Annotated in this window: 10 protein-coding genes; 4 read left to right on the top strand and 6 right to left on the bottom strand. The window is 48.1% G+C overall.

Going from position 1 to position 13784, the window contains the following annotated elements:
* Position 1: 1 nt before the first annotated feature.
* Entirely contained in the window at positions 2-2260 is a 2259-nt protein-coding gene (gene pbpC, locus BC349_RS14245) for a penicillin-binding protein 1C (protein WP_187257447.1), read from the bottom strand.
* Positions 2261-2391: 131 nt separating this feature from the next.
* Here pbpC and BC349_RS14250 point away from each other — a divergent pair, with 131 nt between their 5' ends.
* Entirely contained in the window at positions 2392-7776 is a 5385-nt protein-coding gene (locus BC349_RS14250) for an alpha-2-macroglobulin family protein (protein WP_187257448.1), read from the top strand.
* Positions 7777-7788: 12 nt separating this feature from the next.
* On the opposite strand, the gene BC349_RS14255 is transcribed toward BC349_RS14250, so the two are convergent.
* Positions 7789-8586, bottom strand: coding sequence for a Cif family virulence factor (locus tag BC349_RS14255; protein WP_187257449.1), 798 nt, complete (start codon positions 8584-8586; stop codon positions 7789-7791).
* Between the two features lie 92 nt (positions 8587-8678).
* On the opposite strand from BC349_RS14255, the gene BC349_RS14260 reads away from it, so the two are divergent.
* The 3 genes from BC349_RS14260 to BC349_RS14270 all read left to right on the top strand — a co-directional run bounded on the left by BC349_RS14260 (position 8679) and on the right by BC349_RS14270 (position 11436).
* Positions 8679-9761, top strand: a complete 1083-nt coding sequence (locus tag BC349_RS14260) for an acyl-CoA dehydrogenase family protein (RefSeq protein WP_187257450.1) — start codon at positions 8679-8681, stop codon at positions 9759-9761.
* 121 nt (positions 9762-9882) lie between these two features.
* Positions 9883-10479 (top strand): c-type cytochrome, encoded by a 597-nt coding sequence (locus BC349_RS14265; protein WP_187257451.1) that lies wholly within the window; start codon positions 9883-9885, stop codon positions 10477-10479.
* A gap of 27 nt (positions 10480-10506) precedes the next feature.
* A complete protein-coding gene (locus BC349_RS14270; protein WP_187257452.1) occupies positions 10507-11436 on the top strand; it encodes an NmrA/HSCARG family protein in 930 nt (309 codons plus the stop codon).
* Positions 11437-11461: 25 nt separating this feature from the next.
* On the opposite strand, the gene BC349_RS14275 is transcribed toward BC349_RS14270, so the two are convergent.
* From BC349_RS14275 to BC349_RS14290, 4 genes are read right to left on the bottom strand one after another with little or no spacing between them, the layout of a single operon-like run.
* A complete protein-coding gene (locus tag BC349_RS14275; protein ID WP_187257453.1) occupies positions 11462-12361 on the bottom strand; it encodes a DUF5777 family beta-barrel protein in 900 nt (299 codons plus the stop codon).
* 8 nt (positions 12362-12369) lie between these two features.
* The gene (locus tag BC349_RS14280) at positions 12370-12930 is read right to left on the bottom strand and encodes a YceI family protein (RefSeq protein ID WP_187257454.1); all 561 of its coding nucleotides are present in this window, start codon (positions 12928-12930) and stop codon (positions 12370-12372) included.
* A 4-nt stretch (positions 12931-12934) separates the two neighbouring features.
* The gene (locus BC349_RS14285; protein WP_187257455.1) at positions 12935-13390 is read right to left on the bottom strand and encodes an OB-fold protein; all 456 of its coding nucleotides are present in this window, start codon (positions 13388-13390) and stop codon (positions 12935-12937) included.
* Between the two features lie 11 nt (positions 13391-13401).
* Positions 13402-13776 (bottom strand): c-type cytochrome, encoded by a 375-nt coding sequence (locus BC349_RS14290; RefSeq protein ID WP_187257456.1) that lies wholly within the window; start codon positions 13774-13776, stop codon positions 13402-13404.
* Between the last annotated feature and the right edge of the window lie 8 nt (positions 13777-13784).

Genomic DNA, 13784 nt, shown 5'->3' on the forward strand with positions numbered 1-13784 from the left:
TTCATTGTCCGGTAAATTTAACCCTGATCCAGATATCCCGGTTTCTTCCCTTGTCATCTGTGCAGGATATTTTTACCGGTCCCTCTTCAGGCGTAAAGAATATCTTATCACGTGCCGGCGACGATTTATAATAACGGTCGTTGATGTACCAGAACACTTTATCCACGTCAGCCCCTGCCGTACAGCCGAGTTGAAGTGGCTCCGGATTTTTTCGATCGATCAGGTATTCTGCATTGGCGGCTGGCGAAATGATCATGGGCGCCCCTTCCCTGAAAATTTTTTCACAGGCAGTATTGTGCGGTGGAATTTTTTTATAAAGAATTTTGTGATCGTCCATCCATCTTTGCATGTCAGCATCCACAGAAGCGTATAAAATCTTTTTGTAACCGTCTGCAGGCATACAGCTTTTACAGTAAGAAATGTTTTCACCTGAATTTACCATTACTTCCTGCATATGCTGGCAGGGCTGGTTAGACGAAACAAGCGGAATATAATAATCCGTTACCAGGTTCTCACAATAATCACCTGGTGGCAAACCCGTGACCGAACAGATTTTCCTGATGGCACAATCCGCCGGCTGGTCAAACCAGTCTTTATCAGAGTCATAGTCGATTGTGTTGAAGATCCTGAAAAGAAGAGGGGTTGCCAGTTCGGCACCACTGATATCCGGAGATCCTTCACCAGAGAAATTACCAACCCAGACCCCTACGGTGAAACGCCTGTTAAAGCCGATACTCCAGGCATCGCGCCTGCCATAGGATGTTCCTGTTTTCCAGGCAATTTTTGGCAACTTTTCCGTGCTGCTCCAGCTTAGTGGGAAATCGGGCCTGTTCACTTTCGACAGCACTTCAGTGATCATGAAATTGGCCGCGGGCGATAATATTTTCGTGGAACGATATCCTGTATCGGCAGCGGTATATTTTGGCGGGATGAATTGCCCTTCATGGGCAAAGGCCGCGAATAAAGCCGTCAGTTCCCCGAGGGTGGTTCCGCAGCCGCCCAAAATGAGTGAAAGCCCCAGTTTTCGGCGGTCTTCACTGATCTGCCGGAACCCTGCCTGGCTCAGTTGCTGCACAAACCTGTCCTTGCCCAAAGTCTTTAAACTCTTTACTGCCGGGATATTCAGGGAATGGTCAAGGGCATATTCCATTGTAACATAGCCATTCAGTTTCCTGTCATAGTTTTCCGGCGCATATCCATTGTAGTTAATGGCTGCATCAGCAAGAATGCTTTTGGGCGTCATAATACCGGCATCGATACACATTCCATACAGCAGGGGTTTTAAGGTGCTGCCCGGCTGGCGGATAGCCGCCGCACCGTTTACCTGCCCGCCGTCTGTACTGTCATAAAAATCAGCAGACCCCACATAACCCACCACCTGGTTGGTGGAATTGTCTATTACTACCACTGCGGCATTGTGAACGTTTTTAAACTTCAGGGTACGCACATAATCGCTTACCAGTTTTTCTGTTTTCTGTTGCGTATTCAGGTCAATATAAGTGTCAATGACGGGTGCTCCCGATTTTTTCAACTTATAGGCGAGGTGTGGAATCAGTTTGGGTGCTTCCTGGCGGCGGGCTGTAAGCGGCTCATCCAGTGCATCCTCAATGTCCTTTTCCGGAAACAGGTTTTCCCTGCGAAAGCGGATCAGCCACTTATTCCTTTCTCTGACTATCTGGTCATTGCTGCGACCCATCACGAGGGATGAAGGCCGGTTGGGGATCACCGATAGTGCCACCACTTCAGCCAGGGAGAGGTGATCGGGGTTCTTGCCGAAATACAGCACAGCAGCGGATTTTACACCCTGGATATTGCCGCCGTAGGGGATAAGGTTCAGGTAGAGTTGCAGGATCTCCTTTTTACTGTACTTCCATTCCAGCTGGAACGCGCGGAATGCTTCCACCAGTTTTCCCGTATAGGTACGTTGCCTCGGTTCCAGGGCCCTTGCCACCTGCATGGTAATGGTGGATGCTCCGGATGTCCTCCTGCCGGAGAAAATATTAAACACCAGTGCCCTGCCGATCGCAAACGGATTGACCCCGGGATGATAATAAAACCATTTATCTTCTTTTTCCACAATGGCTTTCCGGAGCAGATCCGATATTTCGTGAAGCTCTGTTTTCATCCGCCACTGCTGGTCGCGGGTAAGGTAAGCATGGATCACATTTCCCTTGCGGTCAGTAATAATAGTGGAGTAATCCACTTTGTCAGGTAACGGGAACAGGTAACTGAAAAGTGGAAAGAGAACCAGGGGCAGCATGACGACTGCCCCCCATTTATAAATTCTTTTATTTCCGATGGGATGGCTTTTTAAGCTTTAACAAACTTACATGTTTCAACGATTTTGCGCATGTTAAGGCTTTGAATACATTTATGGTATAATCACCTTATATGCCTACCAGGTCTTTGCACCGCCTATCCTTATTCCTGATCCTCTTTTCCTTTGCATGTAACCGGTCTGCGGTTGAACTTGAATATACCAATGCAGATAAAGAAGTTCAGCCCCTTCAGAACCTTGTCTTCCGATTCAATCATCCGCTGGTGACAGATTCCCTGGTCAATCGCTGGGATTCTACCGAATACATTCGTTTCGAGCCCGCCATTCCGGGACGTTTTCGATGGGAATCGCCCAGCCAGCTTGTTTTTTCTCCCGCCAGGCCATTGGCGCCGGCCACCACCTATTCCGCTACCCTGACCAGGCTCATACTGGCCGGTTCAACATACAATGGCATTGATAAAGCCGATGCCATCAGGTTCCACACTCCGCTGCTTGCGCTGGAATCCGGTAATATCACCTGGGTGCTGCAGGGGGAAGGATCCCGGCAGGCAATCCCACAGGTTGACCTCCTGTTTAACTATAAAGTGAGTCCGGCTTCCGTAAAAGACCTGCTGGAAATAGAAGTGGATGGGAAAGCGGTCGGCTACAGCCTGCTCACTGCTTCCCCGGATAATAAGATTACCATCCGACTGACCGACGTGAAAGCTTCGGACAGGGACCAGGATATCAGCATACGGCTTGGTAAAGGCATATTGCCGGAGGGCGGTTCCAATCCCTCCACAGAAGACCTGGTCAGCAAATCTGTTATTCCTTCCCCCTTTGTGCTGGTCATCAACAGCATCGAAACAGAACATGATGGAACAACCGGGAAAGTCTGGATAAAAACCAGCCAGCAGGTGGATGAGAATTCACTCAAAGACCTGGTAAAAATTGACCCTGCCATCAAGTTCAGGACTGAACTGACCGATGATGGATTCCTTATTTCCAGCGATCAGTTCAGTACTGAAAAAAGCTACCAGCTTACACTTAAAAAAGGTATCAGGGGGCTGATCGGGGGACAGCTTCGGGAAGAATATGAAAACAATATCGCTTTCGGCCAGTTGGAACCATCCATCAGTTTCGTAAATGGCAAAGCCAGTTATCTCTCGGCGGAAGGTGCCAGGAATATTGAAGTGAAAATCATTAATGTTCCCAAAATAAAGGTGGTTGTTTCCAAAATATATGAAAGCAACCTGCTGGCAGCCCGCAACTTTGGCTATTACCCAAAAGAATCCGGCAACGATGAAAATTATTACGATGAAGGCGGCGACTATATTATGGGAGATGTGTTGTATGAAAAGGAGATCGAAACCCGCAGCCTGCCAAAACAGGGGGGCAGCCATCTCTTCCGGTTTAACCTGGAAGACAGGGTGCCTGAGTTGAAGGGTAGTTATCATATCAGGATCAGGTCTGCCGATGATTACTGGGTGAATGATAACCGCTTTGTTTCCCTGTCCGATATTGGTCTCATAGTGAAGGAAGGACGCGATAAAATATTTGTATTTGCGAATTCCATCAAATCCGCGCAAGCATTGAAGGAGGTGAATGTTGTGGCTTATGGTGCCAATAACCAGGTGCTGGGACTGGGTACCACCAATGCAGATGGCGTGGCAGAAATAAGTTATGCCCGCAAGGAACTGGCTGGTTTCAAACCTGCCATGGTGATCGCAAAAACAGTAACTGATTTCAATTACATGCTGTTTAATAATACCGCTGTGAATACCTCGCGTTTTGAGGTGGGAGGAAAAACGCTGAACACAACGGGCTTGGATGCATTTGTATATGGTGAACGGGATATTTACCGCCCGGGGGAAAAACTGAATTTTGCGCTGGTAGTTCGCGATTACCAATGGAAGATTCCCGGTGAGATCCCGCTTAAATTCAAGTTCCTGTTTCCGACGGGAAAGGAAATGAAAAGCTTCCGGAAAAACCTTAACAGACAGGGTAGCACTGATGGCAGTATCGATATTCCCGTTGCGGCCATAACGGGCACCTATACCCTGGAAGTGTATTCAGGTAATGATGTGTTGCTGGCCTCCTCACCTTTTATGATCGAGGAATTTGTCCCTGATCGCATCAGGGTAACAGCGAAACTTGACAAGACCACTTTATTGCCTGGTGAAAAAGCCGGACTGCAGGTCAATGCGGTTAACTTTTTCGGCCCTCCTGCAGCCAACAGGAATTACGAAACGGAGATCCAGGTAAAACAGAAACTATTCTCCCCAAAAAAGTATAAACAGTACAATTTTAATCTCACCAACCAGAACAGTTTCTTTGACAAGAAACTGGTGGAAGGGAAAACGGATGAAAATGGCAACGCCGGCCTGGTTTATGAAGTGCCGGATATCTATCGCAATATTGGATTGCTGCAGGCGAATTTTTATACCACAGTATTTGACGAAACAGGGCGGTCTGTCAGCCGGAAATCCAGTGCCGATATTTACACCCAGCCGGTGTTCTTTGGGATCGGTGATAATGGGTATGATTATTTTCCGCTGAACCAGGCGGTGAAGTTTCCTTTGCTGGCCCTGGACAAACAGGAAAAGGTTTTGTCCGGCGTTTCAGCCAAAGTGGAAGTGATCAAACATGAATACCGCACGGTGCTGAGCAGGAGCGGTGATTATTTTCGCTATGATTCCCAGCCGGAAGATAAAGTGGTGGCCAGTGTAACCACCAGTGTTTCGGGTGAAAACACTTCTTATTCTTTTGTTCCGCGTTCTCCGGGTAATTATGAAATTCGTATATCCATTCCCGGTGCAGGCGCCTATGTCAGCCGTTCGTTTTACAGTTACGGTTATTGGGGTGGTGATAATAATTCCTTTGAAGTCAATACGGAAGGACAGATCGATATAGAAACCGACAAGGCGGCCTATGCTGCCGGGGAGACTGTGAAACTACTGTTCAAAACGCCTTTCAGCGGACGCATGCTGGTGACCATGGAACAGGATAAGGTTCTGTCATACAGGTATGTTGATGTGGACAAACGTTCTGCCGCGTTGGAATTACCCCTAACCAGTGAGCACCTTCCGAATGTGTACATCACTGCCACCCTGATCAAGCCCCACGAGGTTTCCGATATACCGCTGACGGTGGCGCATGGTTTCAGCAATATCACGGTGGAGGACAAGCGAAAACAAATGCCGGTCGAGATCATTGCATCTGAATCTGTTCGTTCCCGCACCAGGCAGAAAGTTAAGGTGAAAGCGCCGGCAGGAAGTATGGTCACCCTGGCGGCGGTGGATAACGGTGTATTGCAGGTCACCGGTTTCAGTACCCCGGATCCTTATCAATATTTCTATGCGCAGCGGGCACTGGCGGTAAATGCTTTTGACCTCTATCCGCTGCTTTTCCACGAAATCAGGGGAGTGCGCAGCAGTACCGGGGGGGATGGCGACCTGCGGATGGACCAGCGCGTAAACCCCATGCCTAATAAGAGGGTAAAAATCCTTTCCTACTGGAGCGGTCTGGCGGTGGCCAATGGTTCAGGTGAGGCAAGTTTTGAATTTGATATTCCCCAGTTTTCAGGTGAAGTAAGACTGATGGCTGTAGCGCATAAGGATGACCGTTTCAACAGCGCAGAAAAGAATATGAAAGTGGCTGATCCTGTAGTGCTGAGTACGGCACTGCCCAGGTTCCTTAGTCCAGGCGATAGCATTGTAGTGCCGGTAACACTCACCAATACCACTGCTAAACCATTCAATGCAAGAACCACAATCAAGGTCACAGGTCCGCTGGTGGCCGTCAGTCAGCAACAGCAGGATGTAAACATTGGTGCCAACGGCGAAACACGTGTAACCTTTACCGTTATAGCAAAGCCGGCTGTGGGAACGGGCAAGGTGGTTATAGAGACCCAGGGGGGCGGTGAAAAATTCAGTGAAACAACGGATATCACGGTGAGGCCTGCATCCACCCTGCAGAAAATGACCGGAAGCGGAGTGCTGTCTGCAAATAGTTCCGGGACGGTGAATATAGCAACCGCAGATTTCCTGCCGGCATCATTGCAATACCGGCTGGTGGTGAGCAGGTCGCCGGCATTGGAACTGGCCACGCAATTGAGCAGCCTGGTGCAGTACCCATACGGCTGTACGGAACAAACTGTTTCTGCGGCTTTCCCGCAATTGTATTTTGCCGACCTGGCCGACCTGATGCAGAAAGAAAAAGCATCTGCAGCAGGGGCTGCCTCCAATGTGTCGGAAGCCATCCGCAAAATAAAAATGAGGCAGTTGTACAACGGTGCAATTACCCTTTGGGATGATGCCGGTACGGAACATTGGTGGACAAGTGTGTATGCCGCCCATTTCCTGGTGGAAGCGAAAAAAGCGGGTTATGATGTGGACAGGAGCCTGCTTGAAACCCTGCTGGGTTACCTGGGATACAGGCTGGGAGTGCGGTCTGCCATCAACTATTATTACAACCGCAACCAGCAGAAAAAGATTGCACCCAAAGAAGTGGCGTACAGTCTTTATGTGCTTGCCCTGGCCGGGCGCAGCAATATCGCATCCATGAATTATTACAAGGCAAGACCTGATCTGTTAAGCCTTGACAGTAAATACCTGCTGGCTGCGGCCTATGCCATTGCAGGTGATAAAGCCCGGTTCAGGGAATTGCTGCCGACGAGTTTCAGTGGTGAGGAATCAGTGGCACAAAGCGGCGGAAGTTTCTATTCCGATATCCGCGATGAGGCTGTGGCACTGAATGCTTTGCTGGAAGTAGATCCGGCCAATGCGCAGGTGCCTGTTATGGCCAAACATGTGGTTGCCAAATTCAGGCAGCGCAGTTGGTACAGTACGCAGGAAAGCGCCTTCGGTTTCCTTGCAATCGGAAAGCTGGCAGCACGTGCCGCACGGACCTCAGTTTCCGCTGATATCCTGGTTAATGGAAAACAGGTGGCGAAACTGGGCAACAACTCAATTAAACTGTCATCTAAAAGTCTTGGGGGGAATTCTGTAACCATCAATACGAAAGGGAATGGCCCATTGTATTACTGGTGGGAGAGTGAAGGCATCAGCCAGTCGGGTGCCTATAAGGAGGAAGATAATTTTTTAAAGATACGGCGCCGGTATTTTGACAGAAATGGAAATGTGATCAGTTCCAATCGTTTCAGGCAGAATGATATTGTTATTGTACAGCTTACGCTGGAAAAATCCTATAGCGGAACACTGGAGAATATCGTACTGACCGACCTTCTCCCTGCCGGATTTGAAATTGAAAACCCGCGTACCAAAGATATCCCTGGTATGGATTGGATCAGGGATGCGGAGAGTCCGGTTTCACTGGACGTGAGGGACGACAGGATACATTTATTTGTAGATGCAGGTAAGAACAGGCAGGTGTATTATTATGCGGTGCGTGCGGTGTCGCCGGGTGTTTTCCAGGTGGGACCTGCCAGCGCAGATGCTATGTACAACAGCGAGTTTCATTCCTATCACGGGGCAGGGAAGGTGGTGGTGGAGAGATAAGTGGGCAGCAGATCAGAGGACCTGGAGGGCGATTTTCCAGCCTTCAGCTGTATGGACCCAAACGCGAAGATAGTTGGATGTCTTCGCGTTTGTTTTCGTGTACCCATATACGTAAATCATATCCTTTTGGGGTGAAATGGCACCCGATACCAGGGTGAATACACAATCTGCCGGAATCAGCGGGAGGGCTTTTTCAATGGCTTCCCTGCCATGGTATGGCTGGTGCTGGTCTATATTGAACCAGCTGTCATTTGCCAGGCAGGGTTGAAATGCTTTGCTGCCCTGAGTCTTGTAAGCATCCAGGAATTGTATTTCAGGAGTCTGCCAGTCCTGAAGTTGGTGATCCGGAAGGAGTACCTGCCTGAAGGTTCCTATCCCTTCCATATTAAAAAGGGAGGGATGGTAATGGATACCGATATCGAGGATCACTTTCCATTGTCCATCTGCCTGTTTCTTCCAGATGGATGAAAACTGGCCTGCAGAAAAGGCCGTATCCGCCGGCGTTTTTTTCAGTTCAAAAGGTCCTGTGGTGAATCCGTAACTACCACTGTTATCCGTACCTGAAAAAACAGGTTTCCAGTAGAGCCGTATGGTATTTTCCTTGCTGTTCAACATCTGTTTCCGGCCGTTAAATATTTCACCCTTGTCAAAAACCACCGCGCTGGAATCCAGGTATTCCAGGAATGCCGCACGGATAGTATGCTGCAGTGCATGGGCGGCAAAGGCATTCTCGGCATCACTGACAGATGTCTGGGCCTGCATCCGGAAAGAACTGCAGGCTAGCAGGATCAGGGAATAAATGATTTTCATGCACACTAAAATTAGTAAAGGCCGGGCAGGAGCAACTGCCATTCATGTAATCATTGCCCGCAGGAGATTATTTTTACAAAAAATCATTTGCCTTGCTTAACCATCCATCCCACATTATTGCAGAAGAGCAGACCGAAATTATCCGGCAATTTGCACCTGCTGCGGAAAAAGCAGGCAGGCTGGCGCCGGAGCAACTCAGGATTGTGTACACCAATAACTGGTTTAATCTTTTTGTACCAGTCCGTTTTGGGGGAATGGGACTGTCCCTGCCCGATGCACTGAAACTGGAAGAGGCGATTGCCTGGGCGGATGGGAGCCTTGGCTGGACGGTTACCCTTTGCAGTGGGGCTAATTGGTTCATTGGATTTCTGCCGGATGAAACCAGGGGTCAATTCTTTTCCGGGAAGCAGGTATGCCTTGCCGGATCGGGACAAGCAACAGGTGTGGCAACAAGAATTCCAGGTGGATTTGAGGTGACCGGTAACTGGAAATTTGCTACCGGTTCTACCCATGCAACTGCGTTTACAGCTAACTGTTATATTGAACGGGATGGCCTTGGAGAGATGGATGAAGAAGGTCAGCCGGTCATTCGCAGTTTTATCTTCCTGCCGGAGGAAGTGCAGGTTGTAAGGAGCTGGAATACAATAGGGATGGTCGCTACGGCCAGCCATGGATTTATGGTAAATAGCCTTGAAGTGCCATCAAACCGGAGCTTCTGCATCAGCAGTGCTACTGCGGTGCTGAAGGATCCCATCTATCAATATCCTTTCCTTCAATTGGCAGAAACTACCCTAATCGTAAACTTATCTGGTATGGTGCTGCGTTTCCTTGAACTCGGTGCAGCTATGCTCGGGCCATCCTCAACGGCCTTTGAACAGAATGCACTTCAACTGGCTGAGTTCCAGCAAAAACGGGAATCTTTCTTTCTTGCTGTGGAGGAATCATGGATCCGCAGCCAGGACAGCCAGGATGCAATGGTACTGGCCCCGCAGGATCACCTAATGGCTGTCAGCAGTGCTGCCAGAATGCTTTTTGATCAAGCCATGGGAGCGGTAGATTCCTGTTATCTTCTGTATGGTTTGGGCGCTGCCGATCCTGCTACTGAAATCAACCGGGTTTGGCGTAATATTCATACCGCCTCCCAGCACAAGTTGTTCCGATGGGCAGATACATGATCTCCTGCACAAGCTCACAGTTCATGTTGGTTTTTCCCCCTTTCATACCAATGCAGCTTGACCTTGGGTCACCGGTGGCATAAATTGCCTCTGAATTGTTCAATGTTTAAACCTTATTCAAATGAAGAAGATTATTGCAGGCATCACTGCCATCGCGGCCATTGCCGCTTTCACCATCGCCGGTTGTAAGAACTCCACGGCGAAAGTAACTGACATAAAGGTGGATACCAGCCAGGCCACGCTGATTAAAAGGGGTGAATATCTGGTGACCACCATGGTTTGCGAGGATTGTCATTCACCCAAGCGAATGGGGCCCAATGGTCCGGAGATCATCCCGGAACTGCGTTTTTCCGGCCATCCCGCTGAAGCTCCGCTTCCCGCTTTCGACAGCAATGAAGTGAAAAACGGATGGGTATTATTCAGTCCCGACCTGACTGCCGCAATTGGTCCCTGGGGCGCATCCTATGCGGGAAACCTTACCAGTGACGGATCGGGTATTGGTAACTGGACCTTTCAGCAATTTAAAACAGCCCTTACAAAAGGCAAGTTGAAGGGACTGGAAACCAACCGGAATATCCTTCCTCCGATGCCCTGGCAAAATTTTGCCAAACTGCCCGAAGAAGACATGAAAGCCATTTTTACTTTCCTGAAATCAACCAGGCCTGTGAGCAATATTGTTCCCGCTCCCAAAACATTTGCAGAATTAGCTAATAAATAAACAAGAAAAATTAAACCTTATCAATCCATGAATCAGAAAAAGATTATCCTGGTTACCGGAGCCACCGGGGCGCAGGGAGGAAGTGTGGCAAAGGCCTTACTGGCGAAAGAAGATTATGCTGTCCGTGTGCTTACAAGAAATGCAGCTTCTGCGGCTGCCCATAACCTGCGGCTCCTGGGCGCAGATGTGGTGGAAGGCGACCTGGATGACAAACAAAGCCTTGCCCGTGCCATGAAAGATGTCTACGGCGTATTTGGTGTGACCAATTTCTGGGAACATTACCAGCAGGAATATAATCAGGGTAAAAACCTGATTGATGCCGTAAAGCAGGCAGGCGTAACACATTTCGTGTACAGTTCCTTACCCAGTTATAAAAAGTTAAGCAATGGCGAGCTGGAAGTGCCCCATTGTGACCTGAAGGGAGAACTGGAAGAATACACAAAGAGCCTGGGTATACCGTTTACTTTTATTCACATCGCATTTTATTATGAAAATTTCTTTTCATTCTTTCCATTCAAACTGGCGGAGGATGGTCGTTTCCATTTTGGCTTCCCGCAGGGGTACACCAAACTGGCAATGGTAAGCGTGGAAGACCTGGGAGGAGTAGTGGCTTCTGTGTTCAATTTCCCGATCGCCTATACAGGCAGAACCGTGGGGGTTGTAGGAGCAGATGAAACCTGCGATCAGTACGCTGCCACCCTCACCCGTATACTGGGATATCCTGTACAATATGATTATATCCCCAGGGATATCTATGCCTCATTTGGATTTCCAGGGGCTGAAGAACTGGCAAATATGTTTGAAGTACAGCGGCTCTATATCCCCAGCCGGCAACTTGACCTGATAGAAAGCTATGGACTGAACCCTGCCATGCAAAGTTTTGAGCAGTGGGTTACAAAAAATAAGGAAAGATTTGTACAGTCTTTTCTCGTGCAGCCGGAACCGGCTGTTGTATAAAAAAAGGACCGGTATGGTCCTTTTTTTAATGTTCCTTTCTTGTTTTTTTCAGCTGAAAGACCCGGGACAGATTAAATCCGAACCTGAGTTCCCCTTTTGTCCAGCTGCCGGTGGTTTCACTGATGAAAGCCCGTTCATTCATGCCGGTTGAATTGGAGAAATGAAGCTGGAATACATGCCCCCCGGTTTCAATATCGAGGCCCACAGAAAGCGGATTTTTGTAGATGTTTTTATCGAGGCTGTTCACCATATAGAAATAATCCCAGGTAAAAGCCATTCGTTTGGAAAATTTGATCCTGCCTCCCAATCCAACAGCATAGATGTCATTGGACTGGCTCTCCAATGGAACGATATTATAGTGTACCATGGTGGGTGTTACCTGCAGGGTAATGGCCTCGCTGAATTTCCTGCCGATGATGGACTGGAAATAATAGGCAAGCCTGGAACTATAATAGTTTTTCCTGGCAGGATCACTCCAGTCGAGCGTATTCATGGTCATTCCTGTAACCAGTGCCACCGTAAACGGAAAACCACCTGTACCGGTAGATTGCCTGATCGGGGCGAATTTGATATAACCGTCCAGCTCTTTTTTATAAGTGCTTCTTCCCACCCCCACCATCAGGTTTTGCAGGATGCCAAAATCGAATCCCATGCGCATACTGGCCTGGTCCAGACCGAAGAAATTATCCAGTCCCTGGTTAAGCTGGCCGAAACGGTGAAGGATCCTGAAATCCATGGTTCCGGGCGAGAGGAATTCCATGGAATGTCCATTGATCACCCGGGTAGATTTGAAAGCGTTTTTAACGATCTCTTTTTTGGGTTTTTCATCACCAAGGAGTTTTAGCAGGTCTTCCTCCTGGGCAAACAGGTAATCTGAAGCCAGAAGCAATACAGTTAATTGCAAAGCCGCATATAATGTTTTCATGTTGTTCATTATTGTTTTAGAGGTGCCAACCGGCAATCCACTTTTATACTCGCTGTTTTGGCTACTTTATCTGCCACCAGTTGCGGTATCTCTATTTTATAATCGGCGAGCGATACCTGGAAATCCGCGATGGCATTGATATTTCCATTGCTGACCACCAGTTTTCCGGGGGTTTCCACATCCCGGGTGATTCCATGAATGGTGAGTTTTCCTTTCACCGTTACATCATAACTGCCATCTTTAGAGAATTTTTCGGCACTGCTTCCTCCAACCTGTCCCTTGAATTCAGCTTTAGGGAACTTGTCGCTTTCCACATAGTTTTCATTAAAATGTTCCTGCATAAGGGCTCTTTCGAACTCGAAACCCTTCATTAACACCGCAAACTGCAAGTTGCCTGTCCGGGTATCCAGCACACAGGTTACACTCTTGTGCAGTCCGTCTATGTTTTCAGGCGAGTTTTTGGCCGTTGCATCAAAATTTATCTTTCCCGTTTTGGTGAAATATTTATCCTGTGCACCTGCTTGGTTTACGGTGGCTGCCAGGGCCAGGAGGGTCATTATTTTTTTCATTTGTTTAATTTTTTTCTATTGTAATACATCTGTTCAGGATAATGTCTGCACCAAGGCCCATGTCATCGGCCTGGTAACCGGTACAGATACCTTTTACACTGATTCCACTGCCCGTATTAATGGATATATCGGGTGCTTTGAAACTGCTGTCCATACTGCATCGTATGGCCGAGAGGGATTCCTTTTCATCACTTAGCACGATGGTGGCGAATCCGTCAATATCTGTATCTATTGACCGCAGCAATCCTGTTACCAGTAATGTTTTTCCTGTATATTTCGAGTTGGCTCCGGCCTGGTCCAGGTCAAACTGCTTTATCAGTTCTGCGGCACTGACGATATAGTCTTCCCTGCTGTTCTGAACACTTGCAGGTTTGCGGTTAAACTCCCACAAGCCATACAGTAATCCGACTGTAGCTATTACCATTATAAAAACCAGTATCCGTATTGATCTTGTTCGCATATATGTTATTATTAGTTGTTGGGAGCTCCTGAATCGACCCATTTTTTTATGGTTGCTATCTGGCAGGTATTCATTTTCGGCATTCCCTGGGGCATAGGGCTGTAGCCATTCGAATGGGAAATGCTTCCGTAAAGTTTGCCATTCAGGGCAATTGCTTTATCCGCTGTATAGTTACCCATTGAAATTCCTCCTGATGGTGAATTGCCGCCATGACAGCTATTGCAATACTGCTGGAACAGGGGTGCGATGTTTTTGGTATAACTGATCGCAGTAAGGGTGTCGCAGGCTGTACTGCCGGGATATAATAACTCTTCCTTGTCATAATAACAGGAGATCCAGGTAATTGAAACGAGGGTAACCAGCGCCAGAATATTTTTCTTTGTCATGATTCAAT

Origin of the sequence: Flavihumibacter stibioxidans (genome assembly GCF_014332695.1) — a bacterium.
In the GTDB taxonomy this organism is placed as follows: domain Bacteria; phylum Bacteroidota; class Bacteroidia; order Chitinophagales; family Chitinophagaceae; genus Flavihumibacter; species Flavihumibacter stibioxidans.

Bases quoted from the DNA above. Each gene is read 5' to 3' on its own strand.
- pbpC (WP_187257447.1), bottom strand. From the start codon at position 2,260: ATGCTGCCCCTGGTTCTCTTTCCACTTTTCAGTTACCTGTTCCCGTTA.
- BC349_RS14250 (WP_187257448.1), top strand. From the start codon at position 2,392: ATGCCTACCAGGTCTTTGCACCGCCTATCCTTATTCCTGATCCTCTTT.
- BC349_RS14255 (WP_187257449.1), bottom strand. From the start codon at position 8,586: ATGAAAATCATTTATTCCCTGATCCTGCTAGCCTGCAGTTCTTTCCGG.
- BC349_RS14265 (WP_187257451.1), top strand. From the start codon at position 9,883: ATGAAGAAGATTATTGCAGGCATCACTGCCATCGCGGCCATTGCCGCT.
- BC349_RS14270 (WP_187257452.1), top strand. From the start codon at position 10,507: ATGAATCAGAAAAAGATTATCCTGGTTACCGGAGCCACCGGGGCGCAG.
- BC349_RS14275 (WP_187257453.1), bottom strand. From the start codon at position 12,361: ATGAAAACATTATATGCGGCTTTGCAATTAACTGTATTGCTTCTGGCT.
- BC349_RS14280 (WP_187257454.1), bottom strand. From the start codon at position 12,930: ATGAAAAAAATAATGACCCTCCTGGCCCTGGCAGCCACCGTAAACCAA.
- BC349_RS14285 (WP_187257455.1), bottom strand. From the start codon at position 13,390: ATGCGAACAAGATCAATACGGATACTGGTTTTTATAATGGTAATAGCT.
- BC349_RS14290 (WP_187257456.1), bottom strand. From the start codon at position 13,776: ATGACAAAGAAAAATATTCTGGCGCTGGTTACCCTCGTTTCAATTACC.